Origin of the sequence: Chryseobacterium sp. MEBOG06 (assembly GCF_021869765.1) — a bacterium.
Lineage (GTDB): Bacteria > Bacteroidota > Bacteroidia > Flavobacteriales > Weeksellaceae > Chryseobacterium.
The window spans coordinates 3633326-3653261 of sequence record NZ_CP084580.1; the positions used below are offsets into that span (position 1 = coordinate 3633326).

19 protein-coding genes are annotated in these 19936 nt (G+C 36.9%); 11 read left to right on the plus strand and 8 right to left on the minus strand.

Annotated features, from left to right (window positions below):
• The first annotated feature begins 80 nt into the window (after positions 1-80).
• From LF887_RS16610 to LF887_RS16645, 8 genes are all read left to right on the plus strand, one after another.
• Positions 81-803 carry a siderophore-interacting protein gene (locus tag LF887_RS16610; RefSeq protein WP_236855372.1) on the plus strand — a complete coding sequence of 241 codons (723 nt, stop codon included), beginning with the start codon at positions 81-83 and terminating at the stop codon, positions 801-803.
• A 305-nt stretch (positions 804-1108) separates the two neighbouring features.
• Positions 1109-1684 carry a TerD family protein gene (locus LF887_RS16615; protein WP_236855373.1) on the plus strand — a complete coding sequence of 192 codons (576 nt, stop codon included), beginning with the start codon at positions 1109-1111 and terminating at the stop codon, positions 1682-1684.
• Positions 1685-1692: 8 nt separating this feature from the next.
• Positions 1693-2352 carry a TerD family protein gene (locus LF887_RS16620; protein WP_236855374.1) on the plus strand — a complete coding sequence of 220 codons (660 nt, stop codon included), beginning with the start codon at positions 1693-1695 and terminating at the stop codon, positions 2350-2352.
• A 37-nt stretch (positions 2353-2389) separates the two neighbouring features.
• Entirely contained in the window at positions 2390-3028 is a 639-nt protein-coding gene (locus tag LF887_RS16625) for a vWA domain-containing protein (protein ID WP_236855375.1), read from the plus strand.
• 1 nt (position 3029) lies between these two features.
• Positions 3030-3668 (plus strand): vWA domain-containing protein, encoded by a 639-nt coding sequence (locus LF887_RS16630; protein ID WP_236855376.1) that lies wholly within the window; start codon positions 3030-3032, stop codon positions 3666-3668.
• 94 nt (positions 3669-3762) lie between these two features.
• A complete protein-coding gene (locus LF887_RS16635; RefSeq protein ID WP_236855377.1) occupies positions 3763-5241 on the plus strand; it encodes a protein phosphatase 2C domain-containing protein in 1479 nt (492 codons plus the stop codon).
• 1 nt (position 5242) lies between these two features.
• Positions 5243-6754: a helix-hairpin-helix domain-containing protein gene (locus tag LF887_RS16640; RefSeq protein WP_236855378.1), complete on the plus strand. Its 1512-nt coding sequence runs from the start codon at positions 5243-5245 to the stop codon at positions 6752-6754.
• An 8-nt stretch (positions 6755-6762) separates the two neighbouring features.
• Positions 6763-7785, plus strand: coding sequence for a TerC/Alx family metal homeostasis membrane protein (locus LF887_RS16645; RefSeq protein WP_236855379.1), 1023 nt, complete (start codon positions 6763-6765; stop codon positions 7783-7785).
• Between the two features lie 80 nt (positions 7786-7865).
• On the opposite strand, the gene LF887_RS16650 is transcribed toward LF887_RS16645, so the two are convergent.
• The 4 genes from LF887_RS16650 to LF887_RS16665 form a co-directional block, all read right to left on the minus strand.
• Positions 7866-8444: an NAD(P)H-dependent oxidoreductase gene (locus tag LF887_RS16650; RefSeq protein ID WP_236855380.1), complete on the minus strand. Its 579-nt coding sequence runs from the start codon at positions 8442-8444 to the stop codon at positions 7866-7868.
• Positions 8441-9466 (minus strand): NAD-dependent epimerase/dehydratase family protein, encoded by a 1026-nt coding sequence (locus tag LF887_RS16655; RefSeq protein ID WP_236855381.1) that lies wholly within the window; start codon positions 9464-9466, stop codon positions 8441-8443. The genes LF887_RS16650 and LF887_RS16655 overlap by 4 nt, the downstream gene beginning before the upstream one ends.
• 236 nt (positions 9467-9702) lie before the next feature.
• Positions 9703-10269, minus strand: a complete 567-nt coding sequence (locus tag LF887_RS16660) for a Crp/Fnr family transcriptional regulator (RefSeq protein ID WP_236855382.1) — start codon at positions 10267-10269, stop codon at positions 9703-9705.
• Between the two features lie 267 nt (positions 10270-10536).
• Entirely contained in the window at positions 10537-12306 is a 1770-nt protein-coding gene (locus tag LF887_RS16665) for an aminopeptidase P family protein (RefSeq protein ID WP_236855383.1), read from the minus strand.
• A gap of 402 nt (positions 12307-12708) precedes the next feature.
• Between LF887_RS16665 and LF887_RS16670 the strand changes: the two genes are divergently transcribed.
• The 3 genes from LF887_RS16670 to LF887_RS16680 are packed head-to-tail and all read left to right on the plus strand — an operon-like array spanning position 12709 to position 14453.
• Positions 12709-13146 (plus strand): DUF6526 family protein, encoded by a 438-nt coding sequence (locus LF887_RS16670; RefSeq protein WP_236855384.1) that lies wholly within the window; start codon positions 12709-12711, stop codon positions 13144-13146.
• Between the two features lie 23 nt (positions 13147-13169).
• Positions 13170-13337, plus strand: a complete 168-nt coding sequence (locus LF887_RS16675; protein WP_236855385.1) for a phosphatidate cytidylyltransferase — start codon at positions 13170-13172, stop codon at positions 13335-13337.
• Between the two features lie 9 nt (positions 13338-13346).
• Positions 13347-14453, plus strand: coding sequence for a DNA topoisomerase IB (locus tag LF887_RS16680; protein WP_236855386.1), 1107 nt, complete (start codon positions 13347-13349; stop codon positions 14451-14453).
• Between the two features lie 148 nt (positions 14454-14601).
• On the opposite strand, the gene LF887_RS16685 is transcribed toward LF887_RS16680, so the two are convergent.
• The 4 genes from LF887_RS16685 to LF887_RS16700 all read right to left on the minus strand — a co-directional run bounded on the left by LF887_RS16685 (position 14602) and on the right by LF887_RS16700 (position 19881).
• A complete protein-coding gene (locus LF887_RS16685) occupies positions 14602-15489 on the minus strand; it encodes a helix-turn-helix domain-containing protein (protein ID WP_236855387.1) in 888 nt (295 codons plus the stop codon).
• 216 nt (positions 15490-15705) lie between these two features.
• Positions 15706-17952, minus strand: coding sequence for a TonB-dependent receptor (locus tag LF887_RS16690; RefSeq protein ID WP_236855388.1), 2247 nt, complete (start codon positions 17950-17952; stop codon positions 15706-15708).
• Between the two features lie 149 nt (positions 17953-18101).
• The gene (locus LF887_RS16695) at positions 18102-18992 is read right to left on the minus strand and encodes an urea transporter (RefSeq protein ID WP_236855389.1); all 891 of its coding nucleotides are present in this window, start codon (positions 18990-18992) and stop codon (positions 18102-18104) included.
• A gap of 187 nt (positions 18993-19179) precedes the next feature.
• Positions 19180-19881, minus strand: coding sequence for a hypothetical protein (locus LF887_RS16700; protein ID WP_236855390.1), 702 nt, complete (start codon positions 19879-19881; stop codon positions 19180-19182).
• Between the last annotated feature and the right edge of the window lie 55 nt (positions 19882-19936).

Consider the following 19936-nt stretch of genomic DNA (forward strand, 5'->3'; position numbering starts at 1 on the left):
CCACGAAATGTCCAATTAATTCCCTGAAACGGCTATGGCTATATTCTAATTTTGAAGCTTCCTTTGCAATAAAATTATTTATGCCAAGTTTACCAAAGTGGATCAACGATACTGTAGAAAATGTCTGGTCCTCAAAATTTAAAGACTGTACTGTCACCTATATAGAAACTATTACTCAGCATCTTCGCAGGATTCGTTTTGAAACGGATTTGCAGGATGTTCAGTTTGAACCGGCTTACGCGATAGGAATAAGAGTGAACGACAGAGATTTCCGTAATTATTCGCCTTTTAATTTCAATAAGGAATCCGGTACTTTTGATGTTATTTTTCATATACATGATACAGCTGCTGTGGGAAGTAATTTTGTGACCCAGCTTTCCATTGGGGATTCTGTAAAAATTTTAGTACCCAGAGGAAAACGTTTCTATGAGCCCCTTGCTAAAATTCATTTTTCTATAGGGGATGAAACTTCACTTGGAAGTTCTCTTTCCATCAAAGAAGCTGTAGATCAGGGTAAAGGTACATTTATATGTTTGCATGAACTGGAAGAAATTATTGCTCTGGAAACTTTGCATCTATATGGCTACCACAGCCCTAAAAATAGTACGATGAGAATGATAGAAGCCTTAAATGATTTCCTGAATGAAGAAAATGAAGCCATCCATAATGGTGAAGCTGTTTTTTATCTTACAGGGAACGGTGAACGGATGTCTCTCTTCAGAAAATTTCTCAAGGCAAGAGGTGTTTCTCCAAAATGTATAAAATCACAGGCGTATTGGATAGAGGGGAAAAGAGGGCTATAGTATAAAATAACATCCACAAAGATTAATATAATCTTTCACCTTTATTTCGAAATCAGAATTCAAATTTTCACATTTATTAAGAACTGCCATTTAACTCCCATCCAGCATAATAGATCTCCTATTATGCTTTTTTATGCAATAAATATAACCTACTAAAAAACAAATTTTTAATTGGTATCATCATTACGGATTCCCGTAATGATGATAAAGGTGTTGTATCTATTTTTACCACAATATAAAAACCAAGATTCGGCATTCCATGAAGATCGGAATTGGTATAAGATACAACAACTTAAATAGATTTTATGGCAATTAATTTACAAAAAGGTCAAAAAATTAATATTGGATTACATAGTATGACCATTGGTTTGGGATGGGATCCCAGCGAGGGAACTAGTTTTGATTTTGATCTGGACGCTTCTGCTTTCATGATCGATGAGAGCCGGCTAATTCCTTCAGACCCTTTTTTTATTTTTTACGGAAATACACAATCTCCGGATGGAGCCTTAGTGCATACAGGAGATGATCCTGACGGTAAATCAAGTGATGGAGACGACGATGAATCCATTATTGTAGATCTCTCTAAAATAGATCCCCGTATTACAGAAATACTGTTTGTTGTGACCATCCACGATGCCGGCATACGGAAACAGAATTACGGGCAAGTCCGCAATTCATACATTAGAATTGTAGATAACAGTAACGGGCAGGAAATCGCTAAATATGAACTGGGTGAAGATTTTTCTATTGAAACAGCAGTAGAATTCGGCCGGCTTTATAAAAAAAATGAACAGTGGAAATTTGAAGCTTCCGGGATCGGATACAGAGAAGACCTGGCATTTTTTCTTTCAAAATATTACAAAGGAAATATTATTAAATAAATAAAACTATGTCTATCAACCTACAGAAAATCACCCTTGAAAAAAAGGGTGACACTCACTCCATTGATCTTACCAAAACCGGGATTTCTCAAAAGGAAATCGTCATCAATCTCAACTGGTCACAACCTCAGCAAAAAAAGGGCTTTTTCTCAAGCTTATTAGGCGGAAACAATAGTATAGATCTGGATCTGGGATGCTTTTATGAATTACAGAATGGCAAGAAAGACTGTATAGACGGTCTTCAGTTTGCCAATGGCAATGGCGGAAGCAGAGAAAAACTGACCAGACAGGGAAGGTATAATGATACTCCGTTTATCTGGCATACGGGAGATGACCGTGGCTCAAATGCCGGTTCCGGTGAAAATATCCTTGTAAATCCCAATGGAATCAACAGTCTGAAAAGAATAGTGATCTATTGCTTCATCTATGACGGAGTTGCAAGATGGAATGAAACAAATGGCATAATCAATATCAAAGCTTCGGGAAATCCTGATATAGAAGTTGAAATGGGCAAACAGAATGACTCCAGAAAATTCTGCGCTATTGCAGAAATCCTCTTCTTTCCCAATTCTATGCAGGTAAAAAAACTGGTCACCTTCCATAATTCTCATGCCGATTGTGATAAAATGTATCATTGGGGAATGAAATGGGCACCAGGATCTAAATAATTATAAAAATAAATAATAACAATTAAAAACTACCACTATGAGAAGATTACCCGTCTATTTACTACTTGATATATCAGGATCAATGTCCGGAGAACCTATTGAATCCGTGAAAAATGGAGTACAGATGATGCTTCATTCACTAAGGAAGGATCCTCAGGCCATAGAAACAGCTTTTGTAAGCATTATTACTTTTGACAGTGAAGCGAAACAGCTTGTTCCCTTAACAGATTTAGCCTCTTTTCAGATGCTGGACCTGAAAGCTTCCGGAACTACTTCTTTAGGGGCAGCATTAGGCCTTTTAGCAGACAAAATGCAATCTGAAATTATCAAAACAACACCTGAACAAAAAGGGGACTGGAAACCTCTGTCTTTTATTATGACAGATGGTGTCCCTACTGATAACTGGCAGGCAGGATATCAAAAATTAAAATCAGTAAATAAAGGATTGATCGTAGGATGTGCTGCCGGGCAGGGAGCTGATGATACTGTGCTGAGGCAGATTACTGAAGCAGTTGTAAAATTGGATAATGCAGACTCTGAAAGTATCTCAAAGTTCTTTCAATGGGTTACCGCTTCTATTTCCACTACTTCTACCAAAGTTGAAACAACCGGTGTGGAACTGGCAGGAATAGATCAGCTGCCTCCTCCTCCATCCGAACTGGTAATTGTAGCTTAGTATGAACAGAAGATTATTAACCTATTTTCTTTTAGATACTTCCGGTTCAATGCGTGGGGAACCTATTCAGGCTTTAAACAATGGCTTCAACGGGCTCATAAGTATGCTGCGGGCAGATCCGCAGGCAATGGATTCTCTTTATATAAGTGTTATCACCTATAACCGTGAAGTTCATAATATCATCCCTCTCATTGATCTCGCAAGCTTTCAGCCTATAGAAATAGTATGCCCCGACAGTGGCCCCACTCACACAGGAGATGCACTTGAAATGACCTGTAATCTTGTTAATAAAGAAATTATCAAAGGCTCTCCGGACCGTAAAGGAGACTGGAAGCCTTTACTTTTTGTCTTTACTGATGGGAAACCTTCTGATATTCAGAAATACAGAGAAATGATCCCTCAAATAAAATCGCTGGATTTTGGAGTGATTGTAGGTTGTGCTGCAGGACCGGATGCAGAAGTAAGCTTTCTGCAGGAACTTACAAATCATGTTGTAAAGCTGGAATCTACGGACGCCAATACCCTGACTACCTTTTTTAAATGGGTAAGCACCTCTATTGAAATGGGGGGAAGATCTCAGGGGACCGGCGAAACGATGATCTTACCGCCACCGCCAAGAGAATTAAACATCATCATATAAAATAATTATGAGAAGAATACCCTTAACGCTATACTACAGGGCTTTAAGGGTATTTCATAAGAAAGAGTTGACTTAAACAGAATATTAGGAGAGTATGGAAACATTTTTAAAAGGAATTTTAAAAGATTTTGAGATCGAAGAAAATAAAGTAGTGGAGACTACTATTTCAAAACTGATACAAAATGCTAAAGTAAGCGATCTCGAAAAATCGATGACCTCAATAAAGAAACAGGTTTTAGACCTATTTAATATGTACAGAGATAAAGAGGAATTTAGAGAAAAGAATATCAGCCTTCCGAACGCCAATGCCAAAAAGGAATATCAGTTTTCATTTGATCCAAGTGAAAATCCCAATATTATTATTCGAGACATCAAAAATCTTGATATTGTGGGGCTTCGTTTTGATGCTGAGAACTGTTGCATCACAGGAACCCCTACAGTGGCCAATAATATTGATATTCAAATTGTCTTTTACAACAAAAATGATAAAAACGAAACAGATGATATTAAGGTCGTTCCATTTGTCGTCAATGCAGATCCAAAAGATCTCTGGATAGATAAACCCAGTGATAAAGGGAGTCGATTTGCTAAATCCGATACGGCTAGCCTCTCTGCAACGTTTCTTGATAAAAAAATTGTAATAGCCTCCAAACGGGGACGTTCACACGCACATGCAGGAACTTTTAGAGATGATGATTTCTATGTACAGGATTTACCGGATGACTGGGCGATTGCAGCCATTGCAGATGGTGCAGGATCTGCTCAATATGCACGTATGGGTTCACAAATCGCAACAGAATTTATTTCGAAAAGTTTTGATGATTCTGATCTGCTCACCTTACTTTCAAATCATGTCACTGATTTTTTCTGCGAGACAATAAAGCCTGAAATGCCAGATACTGTGGAGAGTGATCATAATCCTTCTATTGCAAACGAAAATAAAGATACAGCACCTGATCATGAAACTACTGAAAAACAAACAAATAACAACAAGCTTCAAAAAAAATCGGCGATCATCAATATTCTTTATAAAAGTGTAAGAAATCTGTATCATGAACTTAAAAACTTCGCAGATAAAGAGGCTTTAAGCATTAAGGATCTGAATACAACGATCATCTTTTCTCTTGCCAAAAAATTTGAATTTGGTTATGTGGTACTCACTTTTGGTGTAGGTGACTGCCCTATTAATATACTTACGGATAATGATGAAAAGGTCCAGCTTCTTAATGTAATGGATGTAGGAGATGTTGGCGGAGCAACCCGTTTTATCACGATGAATGAAATATTTTCAAATCCTGATATGGGATCACGCTTCGGAATCAACTGCTTTGAAGATTTTTCAAAACTATTTCTGATGACAGATGGAATATATGATCCAAAATTTCTTGTTGAAAGCAAGCTGGAGAATATTGAAAACTGGAAGGAGTTTTTAAAGGATCTCAATGGTGAAAATGAAGAAGTGGTAAAAGTAGATTTCGAAGAAGACACCGATATCGAAGCACAATTGCTTCACTGGATGGACTTTTGGAGCAAAGGAAATCATGATGACAGAACAATAGCTATAATCTACTGATATGAATATTATAAAGATACACTCTGTTATCGACCCAACCAGAAGTTATGAATACGTTGATGACGGAAATCCTAAAGTAGGTGGAGTAAAAGATGTCTATTTTTCACCTGATAAGAAATATGCCGTAGCTTTCTTTCGTGATCCTATTGATTTTAACCACAAAGAGAGTCTTAAAAAAATTGTAACTCTCTACCATAACAATATAAAAAATGGAAGCTCTTCTGATTATTTTTTAGATGAAATCTACAGATGGCCTTATGACGCTGTAGAAAAAAGCGGGAAATGGGGAGTGATTGTACCTTTTTATAATAAAAAATTTTTCTTTGAAAAAGGATATTCATCTAATGAAACCATAAAAAACGGTGAAAAAATCGGAAAATGGTTTACCACTCCTTCTTTCAGGAATAAACAATATCCATTGTCTCTGGACAAGTCTGAGCTGGGAGACTGGCTGAGCTACTTCCAAATTGCCATTAATATCTCCAGAGGAGTCAAAAAAATGCATCAAATGGGATTGGCTCATTCAGATCTCTCTTATAACAATGTACTTGTAGATCCGGTGACAAAATCTGCCTGCATTATAGATATTGACGGCCTTGTAGTACCGGGACTTATCCCTGCAAAGGTAATAGGAACCGCTGATTTTATCGCTCCCGAGGTTTTAAAAACAAAACATCTTCACATTGAAGATTCTAACCGTATACTTCCCAATCAAAAAACAGATCTTCACGCCCTTCCCGTTCTTATTTATATGTATCTGCTCCGAAGACATCCCTTCAGAGGAGGAAAAATATGGGATCTTGATGCTGAAAAAGATGAAATGCTTGCCATGGGAGAAAAGGCTGTTTTCATTGAGCATCCTGACAATACCGTTAACAGGGTAAAATCTAACCATCTGAAGAAATGGAATACATTTTGGGGAGATCCTGAAAAATCCCCCTTCACCATTACTGGTCCTTATCTGACTGATCTCTTTAAAAAGGCTTTTATTGACGGGCTTCACAATCCCCTGCTAAGACCCATTGCCAATGAATGGGAGACCGCTCTTTTAAAAACGGTAGACCTTATACAGCCCTGCAGCAACCCTGATTGTGATGAAAAATGGTATGTATTTGATAATACATCAGTTCCCAAATGTCCTTTTTGCGGGACGGCCCACAAAGGCAGCCTGCCTATTATTGATCTGTATTATAAGTTTAAAGACAATGTATGGAAGCCGGAGAATCACAGGCTGATGGTATATCATAACCAATATCTTTTCAAATGGCATGTTTCTAAAAAAGTAATCCGAAATGAAAGTCTTACAAAAGAGGATAAGAAGCCTGTAGGATATTTTACATTTTATCAGAATAAATGGATGCTTGTCAACCAGGGATTATCTTCCATGAAAGATTTGTCTGAAAATAAAGAGATCCCTATCAATTCTATGGTAGAAATAAAGGACGGAAAGAAAATCATCCTTTCTGATGAGGAAGGTGGAAGACTTATGTACATTACTTTAATTAATAAATAATTCAAAATATGAATCAACAAAATATGATCGACCTGCATCCGGGACTGATTGTGGGATTTGCATCAGTAGTTATCATTATGCTGCTGCTCGACCTGGGAATTTTCAATAAAAAAGCCCATGAAGTTTCCACAAAAGAAGCTACCATCTGGTCAATAATCTGGATTTCATTGTCTATGGTTTTCTCAGGGGTCATCTATCTGATATTCAGCCGTGATACAGGCGGGCATGCATTAGCAATTGAAAAATTTTCTCAGTTTCAGGCAGCTTACTGGATAGAGAAAGCACTTTCGGTTGACAACCTGTTTGTTTTTATCCTCGTCTTCAGCTTTTTTAAAGTTCCAAAATATCTGCATCACAAAGTATTATTCTGGGGAATTTTAGGGGCCTTGATTTTCAGGGCTGTATTTATATTTGCAGGCATCGGGATTATTAATTTAACCTATTTACCTGAAATAGAGATATTGGGTAAAGCCATCAGGATCAATATTGTAATGACTCTCTTTGGTTTGTTTCTGATCTATGCAGGGATTAAGTCCTGGGGAGATGGTGATGACGATGATGAAAAAGACTTTAATGATACTGCTGGTGCAAAACTGGTAAAAAAAAGCTGGAAAGTTTCCGATAATTATGCAGGAGACAAGTTTTTTACCATTCAAAACGGTGTTAAGATGGCAACTCCCCTTCTCATTGTCGTTGCTGTTATTGAATTTACTGATGTCTTGTTTGCTGTAGATTCTATACCTGCCATCTTTGCTATTTCCAAAGATCCTTTTATTCTTTATACGTCTAATATTTTTGCTATTCTGGGCTTACGTTCACTGTATTTTCTATTGGCTAATTTCATTCATATGTTTAGCAAACTCCCTTATGGTCTTGCTATTATTTTAAGTTTTATCGGAATAAAAATGCTGATATCTCCGTGGATTCATATTCCCTCTCCTGTTTCCTTAGGAATTGTAGCCGGAATATTAATCATCTCGGTCGCCATATCCCTTATTTTCCCTGAAAAAGAATCCGTCAAAACAGAATAAATTCATACTCATTATATCACAATGCCGTTTCAAGATTTGAAAAAGCATTGTGATGTTTTTTAACTTTCAGAACAGAAAGTTTACTTTAAATTTCGTGCCAGCTTCTTTACTTTCTCCAGCCACTTCTGTCTCTGTTTTTCATCAGAAGTTTTGATAATACCGATGTAAGTTACCTTCACGGGTTTGATTCCGCAAAATTCCAATGTTGATTTTTTCAGCTGATTGACACTCGGTCTTCCGTACATCAGGCGGTAATACCAGCCGGGCTGGTCTATAGTAGTGATGATGTGTGCGGTTTTTCCTTTTAAAAGTTTATCCCACCACAATGAATCTTTTTTGTATTTAAAGGCAAATCCTGGTAAAAAAAGCCGGTCTATAAATCCTTTGGTAACCGCCGGAAGACCTCCCCACCAGATGGGATGTACCCAAACCAGATGATCCGCCCACTGAATAATCTCCCAAGCTTTGATCAAGTCAGGCTCAAGTTCCATTTTTTTCTGATAGCCAAACTGAAGGTTAGGATTGAACTGAAGCTCTGCAATAACAATTTCCTGTACCTCAGCTCCTGAATCCAAAGCTCCTTTCCGATAAGCCTTTGCAATCCCAAAGTTGAAAGAGGCTTTATTGGGATGCCCGTTAATGACTACTATTTTTTTCATGGTGTTACATTGATATTGACCGTTTCGTAAGCATTAAGCTGCGCCATTAATGCTAAAGGCTCATGCAGCTGATGACTGAAGTATACCTTATTCTCATGAGGATTTCTCATTAACTCTTCTGTATGTATAACGGCTGATAAAGCCGTCAGTTCAGCCTGCCCTTTAGTGCTTTGAAGACTGATTTTTTTAGATCCCGTCTGATCTTTTACCACAATTTCGAAAACTGACAGGTCGCCATTTCCACTGGAACCGAAAATCATTTTTCTCTCCTTTAAAGATAAGATATTGAAAATCCTAAGGTACTGAAAACTACCCAGCAGCCAGGTAATAAATTTTGAATTATAAGTCATCTTCACACTTACATTGGGAACTCTCTCAACATGGTTCAGGATATACAGATCCGGAACATCAAAGTTATAAGCCTGCCTCTTTCCTATTCCAAAAGAAAAATCAAAAGTTTCTGTGTTTAAGAAATGCCTGATGGAAACGGGCCTGTCATTTTGATAACGATGGAAAGGAACCGCTACATTTTCTGCCATAAAATGAGCTGAACTCTCCCCTGCCAGATCTTTCACTGAATAGTATACAAAAAGACTGGTCTCTTTAATATTCGAGCCCTGATCTGAAACAGCATTCACCAATCCCGGTACAATCCCTCCCATCCATCCGGAACTGAATACAATTCTGCTCTTCACCTCTTTTTTTCCGGCAATAGCATAAGCTTTCATCAAAGCCGGAGTAGGTTTTGTAATATCCAGATAGTCTATTCTATTTTCAATAGCAAAACGGAGTATATGATCCTCTTTATCGTTCACCGAAAGAATGATAAGATCAATTTTAAGGTCTGTAATTGCTTTGAAAGTTTCGGGATCTGTGACGTCTATTTTCAGGTCTTTGCTTGTTTTACCTCCCTTTCTTCCTCCGGTATAAACCGACACCTGAGGATTTCTTGCCTGCAGAATTCGGGAGATAGTCCTACCTACTAAACCGTTTCCGCCGATAATCAGAATATTGTGTTCCATATTTTTTTTTCACAAAAGTATAGAGCCACAACTCCTGATGACAGGACAAATGTCCAAAAATGATCAATGATGCAAGAATCCTTTTATTGGTACATCAATGCGAAAAAAAGTAATCATTTTTAATTTTTGGTTAAAGCCACTGATATTCTGTTTATTTTTAAAACTCACGGGCTAAAGTCTGTTCCTATTGAATTACTTCTTTTAAGAGATACTTTGCTTGAGAATATATGTAGATTCTAAAAGGTTATTTCCTTTCTGATTCTGCTTAAATGTCTTTGTGTAATTCCCAGATATGAAGCCAGGTACTGCAAGGGGATATTTCTGATATAATCAGGGTAATTCTCAAGAAGAGCCATATATCTCTGAGCAGCAGTGTCTCTTTGAAGCTGAAAAAACCTTGTTTCCAGCTCAAGATATTCCTGCTCGGCAATCAGCTTTAAAAACCGTGTCCAGTTAAGATTATTCTGTACCAGTTCATCTACAGCTTCTTTTCTAAGGATCATCAGCTCGGCATCAGCAATGGCCTGCATATTTTCTTTACTTGGAGCTCCTGAGATGAATGAAGAATAAGCAGCTATCATTTGGTTAGGAAATCTAAAGCAATAGGTCATGTCTTTCCCTTCGTCTGAGATATAAAAAGAACGAAAAAGACCAGATTTTATAAATGCAACCTCTTTACACCGCTCCCCTTCCTGTATGAAATAATCATTTTTATTGATTTTTCTGAATTCGAAAAGTTTTAGAAACGTCTCAATCTCACCTTCTGAAAATAAGTTAAAGCTTCGAAAATAGTCATGTTCCATAAGATCAAATTACATCATGCGAAAATAAATAAAAAAAATCATCTCAGGACGAGATGATTACCGCTTTGAATTTACTAAGTTATATATGAAGATATGAATGATTTGTGTTGTTGCAAATATAGACAGAGTCCGTATGATACGCCTCAGGGGAATCCCTAAAAATATATCCGTAAAAATACGGTTGTATAAAAGGAAAAAGCCCTGCAAGAAACTTACAGGACTTTAGATTATCTAACAATTACTTTGTTTAAAGTCAAATATTAATGATTAAAGCGGGCTTACCAATTGTAAGAACCATTCTTTAACCTGCCCTTCTAAGTAAGGGGCTAATTTTTCTTCACATGTTTTATGATAGCTGTTTAACCATGCAATTTCGGTTTCAGATAAAATTTCTTTTACCACCGTATCTTTAAAGAACGGGCAGAACGTCAATGTTTCAAACTCGTAGAAAGTTCCGTGAATTGTTTTTTCTGCTTCTTTTACTGCAATCAGGTTTTCATGACGAATTCCGTAGTGTCCTTCAAGATAATATCCAGGCTCATTGGAACAAACCATTCCCGGAAGAAGATCCTGAGGATTCATATCTTTTCTGATATTCTGAGGTCCTTCATGAACGTTCATAAAGCTTCCCACTCCATGTCCTGTTCCGTGGTTGAAGTCTTTACCTTCCATCCATAACGGAAGTCTTGCAATAGCATCAAGGTGTACTCCTTTTGTTCCTTTCGGGAACTTTACCATTGACAAACGGATCAATCCCTGCAATACCAATGTGGAGTTTCTTTTAAATTCTTCAGAAGGTATTCCTAATGCAAATGTTCTTGTAATATCGGTAGTTCCTTCAAGATACTGACCTCCTGAATCTACCAGAATTGTTGCCTCATTGGTAACTTCTTTGCTTCCTTCTTTTTTTGCAGAATAGTGCATGATAGCCCCATTCTCTTTATATCCTACGATAGATCCGAAACTTTCTCCTACGAAGTTTTCTCCTTCTGCACGGAATCCTTTTAGTTTTTTCCCGATAGAATACTCATTCATCGCTTCTTTTCCTGCATTGTGAGTCAGCCAGTAAAGGAATTTCACCATAGCAACGCCATCCCTCACCATTACCTTTCTGAAACCCTCCAGTTCAGCTTCATTTTTCTGAGCTTTCATAAGATTACCCGGAACCGGAGCTTTGATAAACTGATTATCTGCTTTTAAAGTTTCAAAAATCTGCTGGTTGCTGTTGGGAGAAACTAAAACTTTTTCATTTTTAAATCCTTTCAGATAGTTATAAAACTCTTCGTAAGGCATCATTTTCACAAAAGCATCGTCCATCTGCTTTCTTGCACCAACTTCCATTTTTTCCAGTCCTGTAAACAGAACTGCATCATTTTTAGTAATAACAATATATCCTAAAAATACAGGGTTGCTTTCTACATCACTTCCTCTAAGGTTCAATGTCCATGCAACATCATCCAGACTTGATATAATGTGTACGGTAGCTTCCTGATCTTCCATTTTCTGGCGGATGGCAGAAAGTTTATCAGCCACAGATTTACCTGCTCTTTCTACAGGATGTACATAGATAGAATTGGCTGATGGTGTCCCTCTTTCTTTCCAGACTTCTTTTAAAAGCGGAAAATCTATCAGGGTAATATTTTTTGAATTAAATTTTTGAGAAAGTAGTTCCCAGTTAGCATTAGAAGCTGCTAAAGCATTTACAGATACTTTACCTCCTGCGGGGATTTCAGAAATAATCCAGTCGATATAATTGGGTGTTCCTTCCATTCCGTCTTTGAAAAGGTCAATTCCTGAACCATCCAGTTCGAGAGCGGCTTGTGTGAAGTATCTTCCATCTGTCCAAAGTCCCGCTTTGTCTTTGGTAACAACCACAAAACCTGCGGAACCTAGGAACCCTGACAACCAGGCTCTCTCCTGCCATTCTTCAGGAAGGTACTCACTCATATGCGGGTCTGCAGAATATACGATAAATGCGTCAATATTATTTTTCTGCATTTCTTCACGAAGCGCAGCAACTTTTTCCTTTGAAGTCATTCTTTTCTTTTTTAAACACCGAAAGTTACGAAAAATTTGAAGTCAAAAGATGAAATGTAGAGCCTATTTTCGACAAAAAAATTATTAAAATCTGCTAAACCTACAAGTTACAAAGCCTCTTAAAAACCTAATTATTTCTAAAAGATCGTTTATTCCATCATAAAAATTCTTAAGTTTTTGAAAATCTTTATTTTCTTTCCAATTGATTTGGGATGATCTGTTTCATATGATCGTGTATTGTCCACCAAATGCATATCACACTATTAAAATGAAAACAATATAAATTTACAGCACAAAATATATTCAAAAAAACACTCTAATAAGTCATCAAAACACACCACAAATACACATTTATTATTAAAGTAATAAATTTTGGAAAGATTATTGCTGTGTTTTTACAATATGAAACAACAGAATTACAATAATCACAGGAAATTTTATCCGCCACATCACTTTATTTACCTTCCTATATTAATCATATTGGAGATTTTGGGAATCTATAAAATATGGGATGATCCTGAACACAAACTAAGCTGGATACTTTTTTCGATTGTTATTTTTCTATTATTTTATCTGGCATTTATGACCAGACAGCATTACGCACTGGGGCTTCAAAACCGTATGGTTATCCTTGAGTTTAAGCAACGGTATTTTGAAATTTTCAATAAAAGATCTGATGAAACTGTTGAAAAATTAAAATTCGACCAGATTGCAGCATTGAGATTTGCACATGATGATGAATTCAAAGAACTTTTGTACAAAGCGCTTCACGAAAAACTTTCTGGTGACGAGATCAAAAAATCGACCAGAAACTGGAGAGCAGACCGACTCAGAATTTAATTAACCAATCAAAATAGTAAGCTATGAAAAAATGGACATTATACAGTATTGCAATATTAACTTTACTGACACTTACAAGCTGCGAGGCAGTAGGAACAATTTTTAAAGCCGGAATGTGGTGGGGAATCTTCTTAGTCTGTGTAATTGTAGTGATTCTTTTAGTGATTTTCTCGAAGGGTAAAAGCTCTTAACCATGTTTTATGGAGAAGAACACAGAGGTAGAGATTATTTCTCATTTAAAACCGGCAAAGATTGTTAAAATCATGAAAAATCCCGAGGCTTCTGCAAAGGCGGTACATCTTGTATATACCTCCGATGCGGAAACGCCCGGTATTACTCGTAAAAAAAACGGAAAAAAGTATTCTTATTATAAAGATGGAGAAAAAATAAAAGACAAGGATGAGATTACAAGAATCAATAAACTTGTCATTCCACCCGCCTGGGAAAATGTGTGGATCTGTGCACTGGAAAACGGACACCTTCAGGCAACAGGCTTCGATGTGAAAAAAAGAAAACAGTATCGTTATCATTCTTTATGGAGTGCCTTAAGAAACCACACCAAATTTTACAGAATGCTTCAGTTCGGATATGCACTGCCGGATATACGGCTTCAGGTGGAACAGGATCTGGCTTTAAGAAATTTTGAGAAGCGAAAGATTCTCGCTTTAATTGTAAGCCTGATGCAAAGAACAAATATCCGTATTGGTAATAATATATATGAAAAGCTGTATGGGTCTTTTGGGCTCACTACATTAAAGGACAAACATGTGCAGGTAAAAGGACAGAAAATAACCTTTTCTTTTAAGGGGAAAAAAAGCATTATGCATCATATAGATCTTAAAAGCAAAAGACTGGCAAGGCTTGTTCAAAAATGTAAGGATATTCCCGGTAAGGAACTTTTTCAATATTTTGATGACGAAGGAAATCTCCATTCTGTAGATTCAGGAATGGTGAATGAATATATTAAAGAAATAAGCGGTGAGGATTTTACGGCTAAGGATTTCAGAACATGGTCCGGAACGGTGAGTGCCCTGATTGCCTTTAAAGAAATCGGCTATGCAGAAAATAATACAGCCTATAAAAGTAAAGTAAAAGAAGCACTGGATATTGTTGCTGAACATTTGGGAAACACCTCTGCTGTCTGCAGAAAGTACTATGTGCATCCTCTTGTTATCAATCTTTATGAAAACAATTCTATCAAAAAATATCTTGATGAACTGGAAGTAATTGAAGAGAATGACGGAAAAGCTGATCTGACACGAGAGGAAAAGCTTGTGCTGAAAATACTGGAAAATGAAAGAATGTAGAGAACAAAATGTGTCAATGGTAAATAATGAATTTGCTTCGCCGCGAATTTGTACTTCTGCATCTTAAAATCCGTTCCTGCATTATCAATCATTCTATTCACTTGCGAAGCAAAGTTAACCATTGACATTATCAAACTACGCTCTCTAATTAAACAGGTATTCTTTTATTTGAAAACTGTATTCTGTATTCTTTCGGTGTAATTCCGGCAATTTTTTTGAAAAGCTGGGTAAAATGTGATGCTGTATGAAAATTCAGTTCGTATGCAATTTCCGCAATATCTTTACTTGAATGCAGTAAAGCTTTACTATAGTTGATATCAATCTCATTGATCCACTGTTTTGGAGATTTCTGGGTTACCCCTTTTACACATTTATTTAAATAACTTTCTGTAACGGATAGCTTATCTGCGTAGAAAGCTACTCTTTTTTCTACTACATGATATTTAAACAAAAGATCTCTGAACTGAAGAGAAAGCTCCATAGGGCGGGTTGCTGACTTGTGATGGGTATCAGAATCTGTACTCAGCATTTTGATCAGAATAAGATGAAGCATCGTTACTACTACATCATTAATATTCAGGCTATTCAGCCACAATTCCTGCTCCATAATGGGAAGAAGCTGGGTAATGGTTCCGTAAGTCAGGCTGTCAAGGTTCAGGAAAGGAGTCATAAAGAAAATACTGCTCTTATGTTTCGGTAGTTCCTGTTCAGACAGGATATTATTTTCATAAGCCAGAAAAAAACCTTCAATATCATCTGACAATTCTACAGTAGCCGTGATGGTTCCCTGTTTGATAAAGATGACACCACCTTTTTCAGAATGATATTCTTTATTTTCAAGATACTGCTTGATGTGTCCGTTGGTGACGAAAATAATAAAATTAAAAGTAGTACGATACGGAATCACCGGCATAAGGATTCCTTTAAGGTAATTCTCTATCCGATAAAGCTGTATGTCTGCATTATTGGCTAATATTTTATCCGTAATGTTCGGTAGGAAAAGCTTTTTATATTGAAAATTGGATAATACTTCCATAATGATTTGATTGTTACAAATTTAATGCTGAAATTGAATATTTGGATATTTTTGTTTGTATAATATCAGTTGTATAATGTATAATGTCGGTTGTAAAAGGTATAATGTATAACTGCTTTGAAATAGAAGGATTATTATCTGATGTATTGTTCTTTATCATTTTAAAATAATCAATCATCAGCGCAACATTATACATTATACATTATACATTATACTCTAGAACTTATAATACACTCCTACTCTCACCCCAAAAGGACTTCCCGGAGTATAGGTAAGATCTGTAATAGGTTCTGCCTCTCCTTTCAATTGAGTTTCTGTTGCAAACTGTGCTTCATTCCATTTTACATTGAAAAGATTATTGACCTGGATATTGGCACCCCAAGTCTGACGGTTATATGAAAGCATAAGATCATTAACAAAGTAAGGTTTGGTTCTGATGCTGTTATCTTCCACCGCAGGTCTTGCCCCCAGATATCTGTACTGTAATCCCAGAGAAAATCCTTTAAGAAAATCCCAGTTTACAGATCCTGTACTGGTTACTACCGGTGCGAGTGGAACATAGTCCTGTCCTTTTTCCTCTTCAATAAATCTTGCGTGAGAATAATTGATATCTGCATTCAGGTAAAAGTTCTCCAATGGCTGGAAACGCACGCCCAAATCAGCTCCGAAACGTCTTGATTTTCCTGAAGGTTCTACTACAGCATCATCTCCTACATATACAAATTCCTGCTGGAGATCCATATACCAAAGCGTTGGGGTAATGATCAAGGATTTGAAAGGATGCAGCCTGACTCCGAAATCTGCTCCGATAGAATATGGAAGTGTATTTTCATTTTTATTAGGCACCACTACTCTCAGGTCATTGGAATGGAACCCCATTCCTGTTTTCAAAAACCACATCACATTATCATTTTGAGCATAGGAGAAATTAAGTTTCGGACTTAATCTTGTTGCTTCTTTTGACTGGCCGGAGGGTAATTGCTCAACATCCAGAAGATTATGCATATTAAAAATAAAATGATCAACTCTTAAAGCTGGATTGATGGTCCATTTTCCTGTTTTCCAGATTAACCCTGAATAAGCATGGAGATTGGTTTCCGTTCCCGTTACATCTGATAATCTATCCAACAGCAGATCTCTGTGATAAACGTGATTAAGCTGTAATGTATTGATATCATCGTTTCTTAAACCTACTCCCGATATCCAGTTTAGAGAGCTGCTTGGCAGAGAAAAGCTTTTGGTATATTTTATTTCTGTTCCATAAATATTTCTTCCATCTGTCTGCTGGATTTCATCTCCGTGATCTTTATCTTTTAAGTAAAAAGTAAAGTCAGAATACAGATTGAAATTGTATCTTGAATAAAAAGCCATTGCATCAATCTGCTCAGAAGGAGAAATGATATGCTTAAAGTTCATCTGAATGTTTGTTCTGGAAGTTTTTCCGCCCTCAGTAGGATCTATACTGCCCCATCTTCCGATGATTCCTTCGTCTACGGCACGTTCAGGAATCTGCCCTGAAGCATTCCATGAAGAACTGAAGGTTGAAAACTGGATATTGAAATAGTCTTTGTCAGTAAACCACTGGTTATATTTTCCAAAGATATTAACTCTGTTAAAGTTCTGCTTTACATCAAAAGGACCATCTGTATAATTGTATTCTGCTGCTATATATGCATTTTTCCGACCTTCATCATCATGCAGAATATTGAACATTCCCAAGACTCTTTTTGAATTGAATGAGCCTCCTTCCAGTTTGATCATACTATTCTTCAATCCGTTATAAGTCTGAAAATCTACATATCCGGCTGTATTGAAATCTCCACGATCCATATAATACGCCCCTTTTCCAAAGTCTATATTGTTTACTGTTTCAGGAATTACAAAATGGAGATCAGAATATCCCTGTCCATGGGCATGAGATACAATATTTACCGGCATTCCGTCTACATTCACGCTTACATCAGTACCATGGTCTGCATCAAATCCTCTTAAAAAAAGCTGTTCGGCCTTTCCTCCTCCTGCATGCTGGGCAATAAACAATCCCGGAACTTTCCTAAGTAAATCCTGCGCAGAGTTTACGGGAAATTTATTCAGATCAACTTTGGTAATTGCTGATAAGAATGAGCTGTGATTGATGGCTACTTCTGATATCTGAAAAGGTTTATGCTGTAAAAAAATAACTTTACTTTTATCTTCATCATTGGTTACCACCCATTTTACCTCATCGTATCCCGGACGATTGATTACCAACGTATCGGGAAGTGACTTCACTGGAATGGCAAACGTACCGTCTGTTCCTGTATGAGTATGGCTTTCACCATGATTATATTTTATCAACACATCCGCAATGGGAAATTTATCGTCTGCATCTTTAATTAACAGTTGTTTTTCAGCTTCCTGCGCCCTCATTTTTCCACTGAAGGCCATTACCAGAAATACAGCTGCTATTTTCGTTATTTTCATTTTTTATTTTTTTGTAAAATGTATTATGTTGTTTGTAAAATGTGTTAATGAATGATTATAGGTTAAATTCCGGTCAGAAAAATTGATTTGCAGCTTCCAGTCTACATTCTCATTCTCCATTTTCATCTTTTAATTTTCAATTTTCAACTCTAATTCATTTTCGCTTTACGAATCCCTTTCTGAATCAAAAGTGTAATCCAGGTTCCTGCTACAAACGGGAAAGTAAACACCCCACCTACGGCACTCAGCAAATTATTATCAACTAAGAAATCATCAATGGCAATCGTTAAGAACACTGCAATGAGCACCCATAATCCATCTGTTTTTTTAACTCCTGAGAATACAATGGCTGAAAGCACTGCATTAAAACCGAATAGCCCCATATGAATTTCTTTCACAGGTTCTCCGTTCAACTGTGATAGTCCGGCTCCCAGAATAGAGGCTGCAAGTCCATATAAAGCAGCAACCGGTGAACTGATGAAAACGGCAATAAAGAAAATCATTCCTGAAAGTACTCCACCCTGAAATATCACTTCCCCAAAGCCGTTGGTACAAGTAAGGAAATCATCATATTTTGTAGGTACCACTTCACTGCTCAGCATTGCAGATGGCGGAATGTGGGTAAAATGATGCAGTGCAAATACCAATACCCATGAAATAATGATGAAAGGAAAAGTAAATACCGGGATTTTCTTTTGGATAAAGAAATGCTGAATAATAGCTGCCAATGCCCCTCCTAGTATAATAAGAACCCATATTAATACGGTTGTTTCAAATAAAAATGACAATGCCACTCCTACAAGTGCCGCACTGAATCCGTATAAACCGGCATTGATTTCAGATTGGTTATATTTAAGCTTCATGGCGGTAAAAGTTCCGGCTGCTGTTGATAGCAAAACGGCAACTCCGCATTGCCAGCTTCCCATAAATATTCCTATCAAAAACAGAAGCCCGGTCCATCTGTTTTCCTGAAGCATAATCTGCCCGATTCCTTTTAAAATATTATCGATAAAAGGTAGTTTTTTGAAAAATTCGTCCATAGTTTTTTTAATTGTATTAATGTAGAGTGTATAATGTATTAATGAGGGGAATGGGGAAATTGAAAATGAAGAATCCAAAATTCAAAGTGGAAAATTGAAAGTTGAAAATTATTAATGATTACGAATGTTGTGTTTCTCATTAAAATTCTCTGATTTTATACCTTTAAACTCTCCAAATCATGATTCTTTACCATCCCAGAAAGACCATTCCAATTCCACAAACTGTCACAACGGCACCACTTACCACGCCCATATATCTTTCCAGTTTATCAGTATTGAATAAAGTTGAGTACCCGTAACGTCCTAAAAGAACCATCCCAAGCATTGTCAATACGGTGGTCACGGTGAATGAAGTAACCAATACTGCGATTTCAGACATTGAATGTTTTACTCCTGAGTAGAATAATAAAGGGATTAAAGGTTCGCTTGGTCCCATTACAAAGATCATGAAAAGTACGAGTGGGGTCACTTTTATTCTTTTTTGAGGCATTACCACTTCATTGTGATTGTGTTCATAGACATATACATCATCTCCCATTACATCAAAATGTTTGTGGGGCTTATTTCTGATTGCCTGAACCAGGCCATACACCAGATAAATTCCTCCAAAGATCAGCAGTGCCCATCCTGAGAAGTTTCCTCTTACATCCTGAAACCAGGAAATTTTATTCAGCTGCCAGCCAAGGAAAACTCCGATAAATCCTAAAATAAGTGAACTCAATACGTGCCCCAGCCCGCAGACAACAGTTAATATTGCTGTTTTCATCCCACTCCATTTCTTGGATTTCGAAATTACAATAAACGGCAGATAATGATCCGGCCCTGAAGCGGTATGTATAAAACTTATTGAAACGGCACTCAAAAGAAGCGCCCAAACTGTACTATCCATTTTATTAATTCTGTTATTTCTGATTCTTATTAAGTTTTTGGCTAAAGCCCGTTTC